The organism is Myroides sp. TSA_177.3, from assembly GCF_052691955.1.
Map to the genome: position 1 here is coordinate 102,119 of NZ_JBQZGD010000009.1, position 18,706 is coordinate 120,824.

An 18,706-nucleotide genomic window follows, 5' to 3' on the forward strand; every position below is an offset into this window, starting at 1 on the left:
CTCACCGCCTTTGTCGGAAATCATCCGGTTATTTGGCAAATTACCATTTGCCACTACGAGATTTTACATCTCACCCTCTCACCACCTCACTACCTCATCACCTCCTCATCTCCTCATCCACTCACCTTCTATCTCATGGGTTTATATTTGTTTGCGTATTCGATGAATCTACACTGCGTTCCGATTTCACCACCTCACCACCTCACCATAAACCATTCCTCTAATACCCTTTATTTTGTTCAAACGTAGCATCAATATCGATAATCGTCTGTGGAATAGGGAAAATTCTACGGTATGGTTGTGATTGTGGTTTAGCGGATTGTGCTAAAGGCAAATCAAACTTTCCGAAACGCACCATCTGTGGTCTGCGTTTAATTTCCCAATACAGCTCATATCCCAATTCTTTGTACAATACCTCAGCATCTAAAGCACCGATTGGTTTACCTGCTGCAGTTGCGTGTAAAGCATCATGTGTACGAGTAGTACGAACGGTATTGATATCGCTCAAGGCTAATCCTACATTCCCTTTTCTGAAATAAGCTTCAGCGCGTAGCATGTACATTCCACCTAAACGGTAGATTGGAATATCTACTTCTGAAGAACCATTTTCCCCTTTAGAAGCATCAAATTCAAACTTAAAACAACGAGCTCCACGATTGATTTGATCTTGTTTAAAAACCGCTTCCGTAGGATTATCAAAATTAAAATCAGGGGTAAAATCCATCGGTGTTGTTGAACTTTTCTCCATCACCAAAGGCATGACTTTAATACGCCCATCTGTTGTCATTTCAAATTTCCCCGTTGCTTGTACTAACTTAGGACCATGTTGAAGTCCAAATTGAATCCCTCTATTGAAGTGAAACCAAGGCTCTGAGGTTCCAGGTGCAATCGATGTCGCTGGTACTGATACATCCGTTCCATCATTTTTGAACCAAGTACCATCTTCATATTGATAGCTGCGTTGAAAACGAGGATCATCTTGATTGCCATTCCAACTATAGAAAAACTCGGGGCGAATTGCACTAGCATTTGTTCCTCTATTTTTAGCCGTTACGCGTTGATTTCGCTCCATCGTATTATAAGCCAAATCATTACTTGAGCCTTTGATATCAGAAACACGCTGAACAACTGCAAAAATCATTTCTTTCGATGTATGATTATCCATCGCAAAATTGTGGAAGTAATTTTCCTCTAATTGAAAACGTCCTTCATCAATTAACAAACTCGTATAGTGAATAACTTTATCCATATTAGAGCTCGAACCATCTGCTGCATTAGCATTGAAATCAAAAGCAGAACTAGCATTATAACGATCCTTATACACGGCGCGATTCATATAAAGCTCCGCTAATAGCCCATAAGCCGCTTGCTTTGTAAAGCGCCCTACATGCGTTTGATTTTCACCTAAACTTGGCAAAGAAGGAAGTAACCCTTCTACTTCTGCAATCACAAAGTCAATATCTGATTCTGCCTTCAAAATTCGAATTGGTCCTTTAAGGTTATTGAGGTCTTTATAAGGAGCCTGCCCGTATAAATCCAACAATTGTGCGATATAGAAATACAACAATCCCTTTGCTTCCGCTAGGTAAAATTCTTTTGAAGCCCCTTCTCCATTCAAGGTAATAGCTTCAATTGCGGTATAAGAACGCGTAACGCCATTCGTTAAATCATTGAAATTTCCTTGTACTAATCCGTTATCTGAAGCCCAAGTAAACTCCGAGATGGCTCTCCATTTTCCTGCATCTCCCCAATCACTTCCTCTCGTTGGTAAAATAGCCACATCGCTACTTAGTTCTTGTAAGGCAAATAATCCACCCGTTCCTACAAATAAATTTTGTCCCATACGAGCATAAGCAGAGGTCAATGCGGCAACGGGATTAATCTCAGATGAACCCAAATTTTCATCTAACACTTTTTCTTCCAAATCCGTACATGAAGTAGCTGCCAAAAGTGCCCCTACTACAAGTAATCCATTTACTTTATTGAATATTGTATTCTTCATAATTAAAATTTCACAGTTAATCCAAATAGGAATGTTTTTGACGTTGGATAAGATGTATAATCAACGCCTATTGATTGGTTTCCACCTGTTGCTTTGTTTGAGTTAATTAGCGGATCATATCCTGAATAACCCGAAAGGGTCAATAAGTTTTGTCCACTAACATAAAAGTTCATGCTATCCAACCATTTTAAATCTTTCAGTGGAACAGTATAACCTAAACGAACGGAATTCAAGCGAATGAAATCGGATTTCTCAATGTATAAATCCGAAAACTGAGGTGGATTACTGCTATTGGCTCCTGAATTGGCGTATTGTGTAGCGACATTTCGATCAGAGGCAAGGTTATTGATATTCAACGCATTTAACATCGTATTATTCGCTAAATATCCTCCTGTTTGTCCAATAATAGAGAAGGAGAAATCCCAGTTCTTATACTTCATATACGAGTTGATACCAAAAGTAAAATCGGGAATTGCACTTCCAGCAATCACGCGGTCATCCATACTGATAATACCATCTCCATTGACATCGCGGTACATATCTCTACCTTCCTCATCATATCCGATGTGATCCAAGGCATAAAAACTACCTAAAGCATACCCACTTTTGTAAATATTAGCCGTTACACCAGATTGTCCAGGTCCTGAAATACTTCCAGACAGGATTTGAGAAACAGGTAAATTCTTAATGGTATTAGATAAGAATGTTCCATTTACGTCTACATTCCAAGAAAAATCGCCTTTATCAATAAGGTTGGATCCCAACATAAACTCAACACCTTTATTGACGATTTCTCCATCAATATTTACCCAAACATCAGACGTTGGACTTAATGGTTTAGAAGGGATATTCAAGATTGCATCTGTAGTAGTTTTATTGAAGTAATCTAGTGTTCCATACAACTTATCATTCCATAAACTAAAATCCACACCCACGTTAAATTGAGTTACAACCTCCCACTTCAAATCGGGATTTGGTGTTCTAGAGATGGTAATACCTGGCATTAATTCTCCATCATCATTGAGATAATATCCATCACTATAAGATTGAGAATAGCTGGCTTGTGTAATTTTATTTTTCACTTCTTGGTTTCCTGTTTGTCCCCAACTCGCTCTTACCTTCAAGTTATTGACTACATTAGAATCCATCAAAAAGTTTTCTCTGTTGACATTCCATCCCAAAGCGAATGAAGGGAAATAACCGTATTTGTTATTTTCTCCAAAACGCGTAGAACCATCCGCTCTTACTGAAGCTGTAACGAGGTATTTACCATCAAAAGAGTAATTAAAACGCCCAAAGTACGATTGTAATTCATTTTCTTGACTATAACCAGAAACTCCGTTGAACTTTCCTTTATATCCAGGGTTATCCTTTGGAGATACCCCATCATTTCGATCTGCTATTTCAGTAAAGTTTATCGTTGTTCCTGTATTGTAGAAATATTGATATGAAAAACCTCCTAAAACATCAAACTGATGTTTCCCAAAAGAGAAGTCATAGGTCAAATAGTGTTCTAATAGATGGGATTTACTTTCCACATTGGCTTGATAATATTGCCCACGAGGAGAGCGATCTGTGATATTTGGATAGATGGTTGTATTGCGTTCTGAATTACTCAAATCATATCCAAAGTTGAATTTATAATTTAAGTTAGGTAAGATTTTATATCCTAATTCTAAATTAGCTAATGCGCGAAGGGTTCTTGTTTCATCTTCATAAATATCCAATAAATAGGCAGGGTTATAATGCGCATTCATATTGAAATTAGTGAACTCTCCATTTTTATCCTTTACACTCCACGTTGGATTAGCCATAAGCGCGTGAATCATCAGCTGTCCATCTGAACCTCCGTCATCAGAAGTTGGCACACCATCTTCTTTGATTTCACTTGCTGTTAAATTCGCTTTAATGGTTAAACGGTCATTAAAGAATTTTTCTTCTCCATTGAAACGAGCACTATTTCGATTGAACTCACTATTTTGAATAATTCCTTCCTGTTTCAAATTAGAGATCGATGCAAAATAACTTCCTCCAGATTTGGAACGTGTTCCAAAAGACAAGCTGTTATTTCTCGTCATAGCTGTTCTCAGAATTACGTCTTGCCAATCGGTATTTCCACCATGATCAAACGCAGGTTCCGTAATCTTGTTGCGGTATTCATCCGCCGATAAGACGTCTAGTTTTTTGATGACACTCGAAAAACCAACAGAGCTATCAAATGTTAGCGTCGGCTCTTGAGAAGTTCCTTTTTTGGTTGTAATAATAACCACACCATTCGATCCTCTAGCTCCATAAATAGCAGCTGCAGAGGCATCTTTTAAGATTGTCATGGATTCAATATCACTTGCATTCAAGAAGTTCAATGGATTTTTAGCACTTGAGCTTCCAAAACCAACGTTACTTCCACCTGGTGATACATTTTCATTGGATAAAGGCATTCCATCTACCACAAATAAAGGAGTAGATCCACTGCGAATTGATCCTATTCCGCGAATCGAAACATCGACTCCTGCACCAGGTTCTCCACTGGTTTGCACCACACGAACACCGGATACTTTTCCTTGTAATAGTTGATCTGGTGAAATATTCACCCCATCTTTAAAGGTTGTAGGACTTAATTGTGAAATCGCACCTGTTAAATCGCTTCTGTGCTTGTTTCCATATCCTACTTCTACCACAAGCTCATCTAGCATTTCTTGGCTTTCCTTCACCACGATTTGCACCGTATTTTGCGCAATCTTCTTTTCTTGTGTTTGGTAACCAATAAATTCCACAACCACCACTTCTCCAATGCGCGCCTTTATTTCAAATGTCCCATTTTCGTCAGACTGCACTGCACGTTGTGTTCCTTTGATGTAAACCGTAGCAAATGCAACAGGTGAACCTTTCTCGTCTACAATTTTTCCTTTGATTTTTTCTTCCTGTACAAATGTCAATTCTTCTTTTGTAATCACATGGGCTCCAGGTTTTAAATGAGCGAATGCTGTTGTTGAACACAAAAGAATCATACAAGTACCGAATGATTTCCATTTAAAAAGGGCTTTTAATAAATGAAAATGAATGAGTCTTCTCTTCATGATTTAGTTTTAGTTTCAGTCTTGCAAAAGAATGCATCCAATGTTATCTCAGGTTTATTTCAACTTTATAATACCTTGATTAAATCATTACCAAAAAGGGTTGATAGTAAACAAAGAATAACAATCACATAATAAAGGAGATAGCCCTAAACAAGAGGTATCCCTGTATTTTAGGCCCAAAGAAATCAAGAAGATGAAACAATTTATTTTTACACTCCTTATTGGAGGTTCACTAGCGAGTTATGCACAACAAGTGCCTTTACACCAAATTCAAGTCATCGGTTCGCACAATAGTTATAAGAAAGCTATTCACCCCAAATTGTATCAGCATTTGCTAGAAAAAAATGCGCAGGTTCAAACGCTTTATTATGAGCATCCCTCAATAGAAACACAATTAAACTTAGGGTTGAGAAATTTAGAGCTGGATATCTGGAAGGATGAGCAAGGAAATAAATATGCGAATCCGAGTGGGACGGCTATCTCAGGTGAAACCTATGAATGGATGGCTGCCATGGCTAAGCCAGGGTATAAAATTTTCCATATGCCTGATGTTGATTTTGAAACCCATCAGCCCGATTTTATCCAACAGCTTCGAGAGTTAAAACAATGGTCAGAACAAAATCCAACGCATGAAACGATCTTCATTACCCTGGAATTAAAGGATGATAAAAAAGATGCTACTACCGTGTTTACGCAAGCCAATATTCAAGAAATAAATACCCTTATTGCTCAAGAATTGACCAGTAAACACCTGATTACTCCAAAAGAATTAAAACGCAAGGCTGACTTTATTCAATGGCCTACAGTGGATGAAAGTAGAGGAAAATTTGTATGGATCATTGACAATACAGATTACCGTTTGGACTTATTTGATGCCATTAACTTGGGTGATTTGGCTGTATTTCTTAACGTTCCCTTTACGCACCCAAAAGCGGGATGTATGATTCTCAATGACCCTTATGATGCAACGATCTCCAAATTAGCTGAAAAAGGAGTGATTATCCGAACACGAGCGGATGATAGTACAAAACAAGCGAGAGCAAATGATTATTCTACATTTGAACAAGCAAAGAAATCAAAAGCTCAAATTATTACAACGGATTATTATATTCCTAGTCAGCTTTTTCCTTCTACATATAAAGTTATTTTTGATCAGGGTACTTATGTGCGAATGCAGTAAATGGTGATATTGGTGAGAAGGTGAGATTGATGAGGGGGTGAGATTGGTGAGGTGGTGAGGTTTGTGCTTTGTGAGGTTCGTGCTTTGTGAAGTGTCTCACCCCCTCATCGCCTCATCTCTTTTTTTCTTAATTTATCTTGTTACTTGGCGAATTGCCATTCGCCCCTACGGGATTTTACATCACACCCCCTCACCAATCTCACCGCCTCACCCATACCCCATAACTCCAAACCCATAACCTTGTTATACCTGATAATCAATTCAAATAGACAAATTCCCATTCGCCCCTACGGACGTGGGAATCAAATTGCACAGAATTACAATTAATTTTTCTAAATCATTGGTATTATCTTGTTTGACAATCCATTGTTTCCATTGGGTATACAATTCGATTCGCTCTGGATTGATTTCTCTCAGGCCAATATCACTGCCGTTTCGAAGCAAATACAAATCAAAGAGCAATGTTTTAAAATCTAACTTTTGTGCTTCTAACACACTGCCTTTGCCCAACGTTGCTTTCATTTCAACGGGAATGAATGGCTCTAAGCTTGTTGCTTCTTTGTATGGTTTCCATTTTTCATGTCCAAAATCACTGTGATAGAAACGATGTTCACTGAGGTATTTGAGGTGATTTTTAGTCAGAGCATAATAGTTTTTTGCTTGTAGGAAATCGTCATACTGCCCTTGTGTATTTTCTTTTTGATAGCGATCAAACAGCGCATCAAATTGTGTTACCTCTTGTAATTCAACCGTTTGAATAGCTATTTCTTCATTCTTAATTTCGACTATTTTGTAAGCAGGTGGATAGGCGGCTAAAGAAGGAACCTGTATATTCTGTAAGGCTAAATTTCCTTGTTTTTTCACACTTTGTTGGTGAATGTGCATATGACCCGCAAAATGTAAAGACAAGCCTGTTTCTAACCACAGTTGTTGGGTTTCTACTTTGGGAACGCGATTCAACTGAAATTGATTCTTCCCCAATAGTGCAGTTAAAGCAGCCGTTTGTTCTGTATTAAAATCCAACAGTGGATAATGCCCAAAAGCGAGTAGTTTTTTCCCTCTTTTTTTCGCTTCTTCTACTACGGTTTTAATCCAATGCAGCAAATACATTCTCTCTTCGATTTGATGATATCCATCGCTTTTATTTTTAAACGTAGTTGCATTCACTTGTTGATACATATTACCATCAATCGCTAAAATCCACACCCCTTCTACAGGCTCCACGAGGTAAGTAAAATCAGTATAAGTTGCCCCTTGACTTACATATTGTCGTTGTGTCAAACTAAAGTCTTCTTCTTTGGTGTACGTTTCATACGCAAATGAATGAAAAGGCGTGGTATAAAACACATCCGTTGCTCTTGGTTGGAGTCCGAAGGTTTTTATGTACGGATACATGGAAGCATAACCCAGTTCTTTCATTGGAGGATAGACCTGATCCTCTTTCGTTTTCACTAGATTGACATCAGAATACACGCCTATTACACGTCCCCCTTGCGTTAAGAAATCTGCTTTTCCGCTTTCTCGATCCAACTGATTGACTGCCTCATGATTGCCATTCGTCAGCAGAAAACGCATCCCATAGTTTTCTTCGAATTCTGTCAATAAAGCTTGGGTTGCTCTGAGGTTTAACTCTTGCCCATCATCGGTATAATCTCCACTGATCAGTACGATACGCACCCCTTGCGTTGCTAAGTCAACTAACGCTTGTCGAAAAGCAAAATAATTTTCATTAAACAATCGCGTAGAAGCCATCTGACCCGATAATGACCGTATAAATTCATACGTATTTGTTTGTGAATTGTAAAAGGGCTGCAAAGCAGCCGTGGGTTCTTTGAGGTAAATGGCATGTAAATGAGGATCAGATAGTACACCGATTTTCACTCCCTCTTGTGCCCATGCACAAGTACTCCAAAACAAAAGAACAACATAAAATCGCTTCATCATTTTCCTGTTTTATTTTCGAAATACAACCTCAAAGCAGCAGGTGTATCCGTATTGATGTAATCCACTTCTAAATCATATAAAGTTTGCCAAGCTTCTGGTGTATCTGGCGTAGCCCAAAAGCGAATCGGCCTTTGCATTTGCTGCGCTTGTACAATTCTTCGTCTTAGTTCTGCTTTGTCTTTTTCTGGCAATTCCCCTACTCCTTTCCAAGTAGAGAGGGATTGAAAATTATAACTCACCAGGCCAATTTTTTCTAGAATATCAGCTTCATTCTGCCAAGTATCCTGCACTTGTAAATCGATCAGAACATAAGCTGGTACATTCAAAAAAGAACGAAGCGACGGTTTATTTCCTGAAATAACGAATTGAATCTTGTATTTTTCAATCATCCTTTCGTACTTTTTTAATAGCGGCACTAACAACGCCATCGAAGCTTGTGCATCTCCTTTCAAATCCACCAAAAACTGTAGATGGTCTGGGTGACCAAATCCCATATTAACTGCTTGTTGTAAGGGCTCTAAATACAAACGCTCTATTGTTCGCTCTAGTTTAGCATCTTCCACATCATGTGCTACAAACAACGCTTGATCAACTAAAACTAAATCAATTTCAATGGAATTCATCCCTTGACTATAGGCGTTCCAAAAGGGAACATTTCGATCATAATCATTGTGCGAATGAAATCGAATCGCTTTGTTTTGTGCTTGTACAAGGGTACAACAACAAAGCCATCCTAAAATAAAAGTTATTTTTCTCATACTTTTTCTCTTGTTCTACTGTCTATCTCCCTATTTCTTTGGGTTTCACAGCGGTTAAAAGTATAAAGAATGCCATTCCGAAATGAGACACTACCCATAACTTAAAGTAGAGTTAACCCTAAACTAAGAAATTCGACCTTCTACTTCTCGCTTCCTTACACTAATTTAAAGTAGCATCTGTTACTTTTTTAAAAACTCTGGTGTAAAACCCATCGTTCTCCTTCCATAAATCAGGTCTTTTTTGTACTTTTACCTTTTAATTCGTACGGAACTATGTCAAGAGTAATTTTATCTTTAGCAGGTGTAAATATTTACCAAAACAAACACCAGGTTTTATCTAATGTAAACTTAGAGGTGAATAAAGGTGAATTCCTTTATATTATTGGTAAAACAGGAGCAGGAAAAAGTAGTTTCATGAAAACGCTTTATGCTGATTTAGCCTTAACTGAAGGAGAAGGAACGATTGTTGACTATGATCTAAAGCAATTAAAAGAAAAAGACATTCCTTTTTTACGTCGTTCATTGGGTATTGTTTTTCAAGACTTTAAACTACTCCCTGATCGCAATGTTTATGGTAATCTACAATTTGCTTTAAAGGCAACCGGATGGTCTGAGCAAGAAGCAATTGACAGACGTATTGAAGAAGTATTGGAGCGCGTGGGTATGTTGTCGCATTTAAAGAAAATGCCACATCAACTTTCGGGTGGAGAACAACAGCGTATTGCTATTGCACGTGCACTATTAAATGATCCTGATTTGATTTTAGCGGATGAGCCTACTGGAAACTTAGATCCACAAACAAGTGCTGAAGTGATGGAATTGTTGTTAGAAATCAACAAAAATGGACGTACTATTATTATGGTTACGCATGACTATGCCCTCTTGTTGAAATATCCTGCTAAAACACTAAAATGTGATGATGGTTCTCTTTTTGAAGTGATTCACCGCACCTCATAACACCCTATGTTATCTATTGTTATACCGGTATATAATTACAATATTCTACCTCTCGTAGAACGATTGCATCAAGAAGCGTCTACTTTAAACCTCCCTTTTGAGCTCTTGGTTTGTGACGATGCTTCGACTCAGGTATTTCATCAGCAACAAATTGAAGCATTACCCCATACTCGTTGGTTGACTAATACAGTGAATCAACACGTGGCCTATACCCGTAATCGACTGCTAAAAGAAGCGCAATATCCTTGGATTTTAGTCCTAGATGCAGATGTTATGCCTGTTTCTCCTACTTTTATTCAAGATTACCTTGCCCAACGCGAAACAGGGGTATTCTTTCAAGGTGGATTTACTTATCCTCCTATCGAAGCTGGTCAACAGCAATCGCTTCGCTTAACTTATGGTCGGGCAGTTGAACAGCACAACCACCTTCACTCTTGTTGTAATCTCTTTTTTAATCAAAACGTACTGCAGCTTCAGTTTGATGAAACAATTACGACCTATGGATATGAAGATACTTTATTTTTCTTGGCCTTAGCCAAACGTCAGGTTGACGTTATCCGATTACCGAATCCAGTTGTTCACCACAGTACAGAAAGCAACCATACCTATTTAGAACGCAGCAAACAAGCGTGTTGGGAATTGGTGCGTTTAATTGATCAGAACAAGATCAATGCAGAAGACGTACAACTGAGTCGCCGATATAACCAACTAGCGCAATTGCATCTAACAGCTCTTCTTTCGGGAATTGATTGGCTTTTAGGTACTCGTATTCAACGCAACCTCTTGGGATCCAATCCGTCCATGACAGGGTTCCAACTTTTTAAATTATTAGCCTTTCACAAGGCTAGACGAGCGCATTCAAAAAAGTAATCCAACGCTGTAGCACAACAGATTGATCATACTGTTGCATGTCTTTTTGCGCTTGCATCCCCAATTGTTTTCGAATTTCAGGTTGACGCATTAGATTCAAACAACAATCGATCATCGTTTGCTCGTCATTCAATGGGACGAGATACCCATTCTTACCATTATTAATCAAATCCGCAGGACCATAATCCACATCAAAGGCAACAACAGGAACCGCTAGAGACATCGCTTCTAAAAAAGCCATGGGCATCCCCTCCATCCAAGAGGTATGCAACAGAAACGCACTGGCTTGTATTTCGCGATAAACCTCTTCCACTTCCCCTTTCCAGATTACGGATTCATTGGTATTTTCTTTTAATTGCGCAACATAAGAAGGAGCTCCTGTTCCACAAATCACCAAACGCCAATCGGGTTCTACTGCCTGCACCTGTTTCCAGATAGCTAAAAGCGCTTCATAGTTTTTTTCTGGAACCAAACGACCAACAGCAATAACCTGCTGACTCGTAGATGACGGTTGATTGTGTGTAGTTTGCTCTAGTTCAATCCAATTAGGTATCACCGTTATATTGCTGTGTTTCCAATCTTTTTTTGACTGTTCATTTAAGACGATAAGTCCAGTAAAACGCTTACTCAACCACAAGGTAATGCGATCCACGAGCATGCGTTTAACCTTCGATTGAATAGGGGTCAATAAAAAATTGCGCGATCCGTGTACTTCAAAATACATTGGAACCTTCGTCTGTAAGAAATAAGAAGCAAAATACCCTTTAATTCCGTTGTCTAAAACAAAAATAACATCCGGATGAAACGCTGCAATTCCCTGTTCTTGAACGAAATTATAATAGCATCGCATCTGGGTCATTGTGCGAACAGGCGAAGAATAAAACTGCCATTGTACCCGAGCATCAAAAACATAAAAAGGTTGCTCATTGGTGTCATTTGTGCTAATAATTCGCACTTGATGTCCCAATTGAACAAAAGCTGCTGTTTTTTGGCTGAGTATACGCGCCACTCCTCCACCGCCTGTACTAGACGTGGTGATATACAGTATTTTTAGTTTCTTGATTCCCATGTATTGATGTACTGATTGGCAATTATTTTACAGTCGTGAATCTGCTGTACAAACGCTTGTGCTCGTTGTCCGATTTCATTTATTACAGCCTTATTATCAATCAATTCACTCAATTTATCGACTAAATAGGCAACATCAGGTTTAGCTGAAATACACACCTCATCTTCCTTGAGTTGATATTGAAGTAAAAAATCCGCTGATGCACCGGTGCATACTACTTTTCCTTTGGCCATGGCTTCTAAGGCATTGTACCCTTGATCTTTCGAAAACACTTGATCCAAAACAATATGTGCTTTTTCTTGTGCTTTTTGATAAGCAGCATAAGGCAATTGCTCTGCAATGACTACTTCGATTTGCTTTCCATATTTTGTTTGGATATGTGCTAAGGCTTCTTCAAAATACCCAATTCCCTTTTGATAGTAATTACCGCGATTGATCCCCAAGAAAATACACACGCGATTGATTTCCTTAGCCTTGAACGGTTGAATCCCCTCTAATACTACGGGATGTGGGATTAACCCTACATACTTGGGGTGGAATTTGTTTGGATTAACATAATCCAGATCACTAGCAATAATCCCCTTGCAGTGTTCCACAATCAGCTGTTGGGTTTTGATTACCCCTTTTTTGCGATATACATCCACATAGGCGTAATGCGTTCTTAATTCGGGATGCGTAAACAACGGTTGGAGCAAAGACACTTCTGCTGGATGCGCGGTCAAGTACTGTAAACCATGTACATCAATTCCACAAGAAAGAAGGAATACTTTTTTATTTTGGGCAAACACTTGGTTGAGCAGTTTCCTTTCCCAAGATGCCCCTGTTTGAATCGGGCGATCATTAATCAATTGAACGACGTCAAAATCTTTCAATTTCTTCAGCTGTCGTTGGGCTCTCCATCCTGTTTCTAATTCAGCGATATCCCATCGAATAATCTTGTGTATGGCTTTGCGAATAAACGTGCCCCATCGGCTATTTGTCCAAGAAGGACGAATAGATAGATCTACTTGAAAATCTTTGAATTTATCTCCATCTCCCATCAACACAACTTCATCTACCCCCTTGTGTTGGGATAGTCCTTTTTTCAAGGCAGAATGTAATCCACTATAATCTCCAATTAAAAGTATTCTCATTATCTTAGCCGTGATTTGCTCAAATGTACGTTTATCTTTTTATGTCTCAAAGGAAAATAAAAATAGCTCTACTTGGTGATACCCTTGCAAATGGAGGTGCAGAACGCATCCACAGTACGCTCTCTTTGTATTTGGAACAACAAGGTTTTGAAGTACACAACATCATCAACTTAGATGCTATTGCTTATCCGTATGGAGGTGTATTATACAATCTAGGGCTGTTCCAAACGCCTCATTTTTCACTGCGCAATAAATTCAAACGCTTTCAGCTTTTCCGTCAGTATATTCAAACCAATGCTTTCGATTATCTCATTGATTTTAGAACGCGAAGTAAGCCGTTGACTGAAGTTTTACTTCAGTATTGGGTCTTTGATCAGCGGTATATTCCAACGGTTCACAGCTCCCATCTTCCTTGGTACTTTACAACGCGTCTCTTTTGGGGCAAACGCATCTATCGCAAAGCCAAACAGATTATTTGTGTGAGTCAAGCCATTGCGGATCAAGTCAAAGCGACCTATCACTATACGCAAGTGCAAACGCTGTACAATCCCATCGATCTAGCAACTATTCAACAACAAGCGCAAGGCAGCTCTCCTTTTCAAGGGAAGCGCTATATTGTTGCTTGTGGCCGAATGGATTCGACCATCAAGCAATTCGATCGCTTAATTGAAACCTATGCCCAAAGCGTACTACCCAAACAAGGTATTGATTTAGTTATTATAGGTTCGGGTCCATATAAACAACAACTAGACGAACAAATACAAGCCCTACAGCTAACAACATCAGTTCACTTACCTGGATTCCTAGAAAATCCTTTTCCGATTTTTAAAGACGCTTTGTTTTTTGTGCACAGCAGTCGACTAGAAGGTTTTCCGACTGTTTTATTAGAGGCTTTAGCTTGTGGGATACCGGTTGTTAGTTTTGATTGCCCAACGGGGCCGAGTGAAATTATTCAATCCAATTACAATGGATTACTCCTTGAGAATCAAAATTTTGAAGCACTAAAAGAGGCAATAGAATTACTTGCCTTAGATGATACTAAACGAAATACACTACAAGCAAACGCAGTAAAATCAGTCTTGCCTTTTGATATTCAGGCAATTGGTCAACAGTGGTTAGCACTCTTGCGTTAAAGCTACAGATTCTAGGAATACATCATAGGATCGGATATAATCGCTTTCATCATATACCCCAGAATTAACGGTCAAACAAATCGTACCTGGATGAAAGTTTTCCAAGACACTCCAAACGCCAGGTTGCAGTATTAATCCTCTTGTTGGATCGTTTAACACTACTTTTCTCTTTTGGATGCCATCATCCAACATCACTTCAAAGCTTCCATTAAGTGCAAAGAGCACCGTGGTCTGTTCTTTGTGTGCATGCCCTCCTCTACTTTTATCTTGAGGAACATCGTAAATAAAAAATACGCGTTTTATTTCAAAGGGAATGACTTCCCCTTGAATCACAGCGAGATTTCCTCTTTCGTCACTTATTTCAGGGACAATAATCTCACTACAATCAAAAATGGTATATTTTTTCATTTATCCTTGGCTATGTTTAGACTCTGAACGGCTAAAATACCAAGAAAAATAGACAACTAAAACACAACTGTAAATTATATACGCCAAAGTATAGCCTAAAGTTGCTGCTTCGATACCGAAATGCCCAATCAAGAGGTAGGTCAATCCGTAAAAACAGCTAAAAAACAGCGTTTCACAAAGGAGATAGGGCCACAATAAACGTTCAGTATAGAATAACAATCCATAAATCAAAACAGCTCCTTTAATAAAATCACCCACCAATTGCCATTGCATATACTCAATCATAGGGCTAAAGCTATCGTCCAAAACCAACGGAATAATCCAGCTACGCGTAAAATAAACGAGTAGTAACCCCAAGGCAAACAACGGCAATACACCAGTTAGGTAGAGTCGGATGACTTTTTTCTTCTCTTGATACTGTTGGGCTTCTGCTAATTTGGGTAAAAAATAAGTAAAAGCCAAAGTGGTAATAAACAACATATAAATCCCCGATATACGTTGAATCCCTTCCCAAATACCAGCGAGCTCCACTCCTGTATTGAGCATGAGTAACTTGCGTACCCACAACAAACACAACGGACTAACAACGGCAGAAAACAAGGCCATTACAGCATAAGAGAACAACGGTTTGATCAAGGAAAAATCAAACGGTTGCCATTTTAGTTGCAGCATTTGCTTCACCCAAAAAAGGGAAACAAAAAACAGAATTACAGGGCTTAGGATCATCGCAAACAAGGCTCCACTTAACCCTTGGGTATACACGAGGTAAAAAGTTAAGAGCAATCCTGATATATTGCCTATAATATTGAGGTATATAACTTTTTTAAACTGTGCTAATCCAGTCAAAAAGGCAATCCATATTCCGTTTAACACTTGTAAAGGGAAAACAAAAGCCAAGCAGATAAATAGTTTGGGCATGGAAAAAGCCCCTGCAAAGAGATACTGATCGATTTGTTCTCGTCCAAAAAACAATCCCAAGGAAACAACCAATAAAATACCAAGCATAAAGCGCAGCAAAGTGGTTACAAACTGCTCAATTCGCTGCTTATCTTCTCGATGGGAAGCCACATATTGTACAATCCCATTGGCTAATCCAAAGGAAGTAAAAGCTTCTAATGAGGCTAGCATATTGCGAAAATTCCCCATATACGCCATCCCAGAAGCCCCCACAAACAAGGCGAGTATCTTAGCAGAAAACAAAGCCGTAATGAGTCGTACAACGATTCCTATTGTATTCAATAGGGTAACCGCAGTAAACTCGCTCTTCTTTATTTTTTGCCAAACTCCTCTACTCATTAATATGCGTTTATTGCTTGTATTACTTGTGTGATTTCGTCTTCTGTCATAAGGGGTGAAATAGGAATACTCACCACTTCTTGATGAATTAATTCTGTTACGGGCAATTGCAAATAACTAAACTCCACCAATGCGGGTTGATGATGGGGTGGAATCGGATAATGAATTAACGTTTGTATCCCCTTCTCCAATAGATAACGTTGAAAATGCTCGCGTTCTGCTACACGAACAACAAAAAGATGAAAATTATGTGCTGCCTCAGACGAAAGGTGAGGTAAAATAATTTTGACGTTTTTAATCTCACGCATGTAACGGTAAGCCACTTTCAGTCGCTTTTGATTGTCTGTATCGAGATTGGGTAACTTCAAATTGAGGATGGCCGCTTGGATTTCATCCAAGCGTGAATTGTATCCCTTGTACTTATTTTGATATTTGATGTGCGAACCATAATTACGAGTCGCACGAATAACTTCTACCAAATCCAAATGGTTGGTGGTAATTGCTCCACCATCTCCTAAGCAACCTAGATTCTTACTCGGATAAAAACTAAAAGCTGCTGCATCACCAAAGGCACCTGCTTTGCATCCTTTGAAGGTTGTACCATGCGCTTGTGCCGCATCTTCAATCAGCAGTAATCCTCTATCGTGGCAATAGTGTTTGATCTTGTCCATCTCATAAACTTGTCCATATAAGTGAACAACAAGCACGGCTTTGGTAGAGGACGTCATGGAATACGCAATTCCATGCACATCTAGGGTATAACTATCTAGATTAGGTTCTACGAATACGGGGTTTAATCCACAGTCCAACAAGGCTAAAATAGTCGCGATATAGGTATTCGCAGGAACTAAAACATCGTCACCTACACTTAGTTTACCCAATTTGATGTAGCCATCAAAAATTAACTTCAACGCATCTAATCCATTGCCCACCCCTACACAAAAGGAAGTTCCACAATAAGCAGCAAAATGCTCTTCAAAGGTAACAACCTCTTGCCCAAGCATGTATATCCCATCATGAAACAGTTGTTTTACGCGCTGTAGATAGGCTTCTTCGTAAGGTGAATTGATCTTTTGTAAGTCTAAAAATGCTATCATGGATGTAGAGCAGTATGAGTTAATTTATGTTCTAAATATACAGTAAAAAATGGTACGGTGAACGGTGGGGAGGTGAGAAGATTAGGCGGTGGGATGGTGAGGGGGTGAGATTGGTGAGAGGGTGAGGAGGTGAGACGATGAGGGGGTGAAATCGGAACGCAGTGAAAATCGAAACGAAGTGTAGATTCATCGAACACCAAAACAAAATAGCAACTTGGTGAGATATATTCATCGAATACACAAACAAATATAAACCCATGAGATAGATGGTGAGTCCCGTGAGGTGGTGAGATTGGTGAGATTGGTGAGGTGGTGAGTGAACGCCCATATCTCGAGGTGCCTCACCCCCTCATCGCCTCACCCTCACCCTTACCCCATAACCCCTACCTCACAAAAAGGCTTCGTCCCAACCCCTAAACAAAAAAGCCCTACTCTTGAGTAGGGCTTTTCACTATATTAAGTAAGAATAATCTGATTTGACAAACGTTTCTTATTTTACTTTATTAACGATAGCTGCAAAAGCTTCAGGGTGATTTGTAGCTAAATCTGCAAGAACTTTACGGTTCAATTCGATGTTATTAGCTTTCAATTTACCGATGAATACAGAATAGCTTAATCCGTGTAATCTTGCACCAGCGTTGATACGCATAATCCAAAGAGAACGGAAGTTTCTTTTCTTTTGTTTTCTATCACGGTAAGCATAAAGCATTGCTTTTTCTACCGCGTTTTTAGCTACTGTCCAAACGTTTTTACGTCTTCCAAAGTAACCTTTGGCTTGCTTCAAAATTCTTTTTCTTCTTGCTCTTGAAGCTACTGAGTTTACTGATCTTGCCATTTCTTTACAAGTGTTTTTGTAGTGGGCGACTTTTACAAGTTCTTCTAAATTACTAAGCGCCACTCCAGGGTTATTAAATAAATTTAACCGAATCCAGTTCTAGTTTCCTAGAATTAGATTAATCTTAATTGATCTTTGATGCTGTGCTCATCTGCTTTAGATACTAAAGTAGAGTGAGTTAAAGCTAATTTACGCTTTTTAGATTTTTTAGTCAAAATGTGACTTTTGAAAGCGTGTTTTCTTTTGATTCTTCCAGTACCTGTTAGCTTGAAACGCTTCTTAGCACTAGATTTAGTTTTCATTTTAGGCATTTTGTTCCTAGGTATTATGATTATCTTACTTAATTCTATTTTTTATTCTTTCACTGAAAGAATTATTTTGTCTTCTTTTTAGGAGCGATAAACATAGTCATACGTTTTCCTTCCAATACAGGCATAGACTCTACTTTTCCGAATTCTTCTAAATCCTGCGCTAATCTCAATAACAAAATCTGTCCTTGATCCTTGTAGATGATAGAACGACCTTTAAAGAATACGAATGCTTTTAATTTAGCTCCTTCTTTTAAGAACTTTTCTGCATTCTTTTTCTTAAACTCATAGTCATGCTCATCAGTTTGCGGACCAAAACGAATTTCCTTAACGGTAATTTGCGTTGATTTAGCTTTCAACATTTTCTCGCGCTTCTTTTGCTCGTAAAGGAATTTTTTATAATCAATTACTTTACAAACGGGCGGTTCTGCATTGGGAGAAATCTCCACTAAATCTAATTCTTGCTCTTCAGCTAAACGCAAAGCGTCTGCTAGTTTATATACACCCGTTTCGACATTGTCTCCGACAAGTCGAACTTCAGGAACACGGATTGCGTTGTTTACTCGGTGCAAATCCTTCTTCTCTTCGCGAGGTCTAAATCCCCCTCTTTGTCTTACTGCTATGGCTTTAAAAATTTAA

16 protein-coding genes are annotated in these 18,706 nt (G+C 38.8%); 4 read left to right on the plus strand and 12 right to left on the minus strand.

Going from position 1 to position 18,706, the window contains the following annotated elements; all coding sequences use genetic code 11:
• Window positions 1-220 precede the first annotated feature (220 nt).
• The gene (locus ACUTSE_RS10565; protein ID WP_445640200.1) at window positions 221-2,002 is read right to left on the minus strand and encodes a RagB/SusD family nutrient uptake outer membrane protein; all 1,782 of its coding nucleotides are present in this window, start codon (window positions 2,000-2,002) and stop codon (window positions 221-223) included.
• 2 nt (window positions 2,003-2,004) lie between these two features.
• Entirely contained in the window at window positions 2,005-5,079 is a 3,075-nt protein-coding gene (locus ACUTSE_RS10570) for a SusC/RagA family TonB-linked outer membrane protein (RefSeq protein ID WP_445640201.1), read from the minus strand.
• Between the two features lie 193 nt (window positions 5,080-5,272).
• Here ACUTSE_RS10570 and ACUTSE_RS10575 point away from each other — a divergent pair, with 193 nt between their 5' ends.
• Entirely contained in the window at window positions 5,273-6,259 is a 987-nt protein-coding gene (locus ACUTSE_RS10575; protein WP_445640202.1) for a Ca2+-dependent phosphoinositide-specific phospholipase C, read from the plus strand.
• 261 nt (window positions 6,260-6,520) lie between these two features.
• On the opposite strand, the gene ACUTSE_RS10580 is transcribed toward ACUTSE_RS10575, so the two are convergent.
• Both ACUTSE_RS10580 and ACUTSE_RS10585 read right to left on the minus strand, forming a co-directional pair.
• A complete protein-coding gene (locus ACUTSE_RS10580) occupies window positions 6,521-8,203 on the minus strand; it encodes a metallophosphoesterase (RefSeq protein ID WP_445640203.1) in 1,683 nt (560 codons plus the stop codon).
• The gene (locus tag ACUTSE_RS10585; RefSeq protein ID WP_445640204.1) at window positions 8,200-8,961 is read right to left on the minus strand and encodes a hypothetical protein; all 762 of its coding nucleotides are present in this window, start codon (window positions 8,959-8,961) and stop codon (window positions 8,200-8,202) included. The genes ACUTSE_RS10580 and ACUTSE_RS10585 overlap by 4 nt, the downstream gene beginning before the upstream one ends.
• Before the next feature lie 273 nt (window positions 8,962-9,234).
• On the opposite strand from ACUTSE_RS10585, the gene ACUTSE_RS10590 reads away from it, so the two are divergent.
• Window positions 9,235-9,918 (plus strand): cell division ATP-binding protein FtsE, encoded by a 684-nt coding sequence (locus ACUTSE_RS10590; RefSeq protein ID WP_445640205.1) that lies wholly within the window; start codon window positions 9,235-9,237, stop codon window positions 9,916-9,918.
• Window positions 9,919-9,924: 6 nt separating this feature from the next.
• Window positions 9,925-10,788: a glycosyltransferase family 2 protein gene (locus ACUTSE_RS10595; protein WP_445640206.1), complete on the plus strand. Its 864-nt coding sequence runs from the start codon at window positions 9,925-9,927 to the stop codon at window positions 10,786-10,788.
• Here ACUTSE_RS10595 and ACUTSE_RS10600 read toward each other — a convergent pair.
• Both ACUTSE_RS10600 and ACUTSE_RS10605 read right to left on the minus strand, forming a co-directional pair.
• The gene (locus tag ACUTSE_RS10600) at window positions 10,763-11,857 is read right to left on the minus strand and encodes a glycosyltransferase (RefSeq protein ID WP_445640207.1); all 1,095 of its coding nucleotides are present in this window, start codon (window positions 11,855-11,857) and stop codon (window positions 10,763-10,765) included. The two genes, ACUTSE_RS10595 and ACUTSE_RS10600, sit on opposite strands and share 26 nt — an antisense overlap.
• Entirely contained in the window at window positions 11,839-12,990 is a 1,152-nt protein-coding gene (locus ACUTSE_RS10605) for a glycosyltransferase (RefSeq protein ID WP_445640208.1), read from the minus strand. The genes ACUTSE_RS10600 and ACUTSE_RS10605 overlap by 19 nt, the downstream gene beginning before the upstream one ends.
• Window positions 12,991-13,031: 41 nt before the next feature.
• Between ACUTSE_RS10605 and ACUTSE_RS10610 the strand changes: the two genes are divergently transcribed.
• The gene (locus tag ACUTSE_RS10610; RefSeq protein WP_445640209.1) at window positions 13,032-14,123 is read left to right on the plus strand and encodes a glycosyltransferase; all 1,092 of its coding nucleotides are present in this window, start codon (window positions 13,032-13,034) and stop codon (window positions 14,121-14,123) included.
• On the opposite strand, the gene ACUTSE_RS10615 is transcribed toward ACUTSE_RS10610, so the two are convergent.
• The 6 genes from ACUTSE_RS10615 to infC all read right to left on the minus strand — a co-directional run bounded on the left by ACUTSE_RS10615 (window position 14,106) and on the right by infC (window position 18,639).
• The gene (locus ACUTSE_RS10615) at window positions 14,106-14,531 is read right to left on the minus strand and encodes a sugar 3,4-ketoisomerase (protein ID WP_445640210.1); all 426 of its coding nucleotides are present in this window, start codon (window positions 14,529-14,531) and stop codon (window positions 14,106-14,108) included. The genes ACUTSE_RS10610 and ACUTSE_RS10615 overlap by 18 nt on opposite strands.
• The gene (locus tag ACUTSE_RS10620) at window positions 14,532-15,827 is read right to left on the minus strand and encodes an O-antigen translocase (RefSeq protein ID WP_445640211.1); all 1,296 of its coding nucleotides are present in this window, start codon (window positions 15,825-15,827) and stop codon (window positions 14,532-14,534) included.
• Window positions 15,827-16,924: a DegT/DnrJ/EryC1/StrS family aminotransferase gene (locus tag ACUTSE_RS10625; RefSeq protein ID WP_445640212.1), complete on the minus strand. Its 1,098-nt coding sequence runs from the start codon at window positions 16,922-16,924 to the stop codon at window positions 15,827-15,829. The genes ACUTSE_RS10620 and ACUTSE_RS10625 overlap by 1 nt, the downstream gene beginning before the upstream one ends.
• A 490-nt stretch (window positions 16,925-17,414) precedes the next feature.
• Window positions 17,415-17,759 carry a 50S ribosomal protein L20 gene (rplT, locus tag ACUTSE_RS10630; RefSeq protein WP_002991328.1) on the minus strand — a complete coding sequence of 115 codons (345 nt, stop codon included), beginning with the start codon at window positions 17,757-17,759 and terminating at the stop codon, window positions 17,415-17,417.
• 113 nt (window positions 17,760-17,872) lie between these two features.
• Window positions 17,873-18,070 (minus strand): 50S ribosomal protein L35, encoded by a 198-nt coding sequence (rpmI, locus tag ACUTSE_RS10635; RefSeq protein WP_002991327.1) that lies wholly within the window; start codon window positions 18,068-18,070, stop codon window positions 17,873-17,875.
• A gap of 62 nt (window positions 18,071-18,132) precedes the next feature.
• Window positions 18,133-18,639, minus strand: coding sequence for a translation initiation factor IF-3 (gene infC, locus ACUTSE_RS10640; RefSeq protein WP_002991325.1), 507 nt, complete (start codon window positions 18,637-18,639; stop codon window positions 18,133-18,135).
• Between the last annotated feature and the right edge of the window lie 67 nt (window positions 18,640-18,706).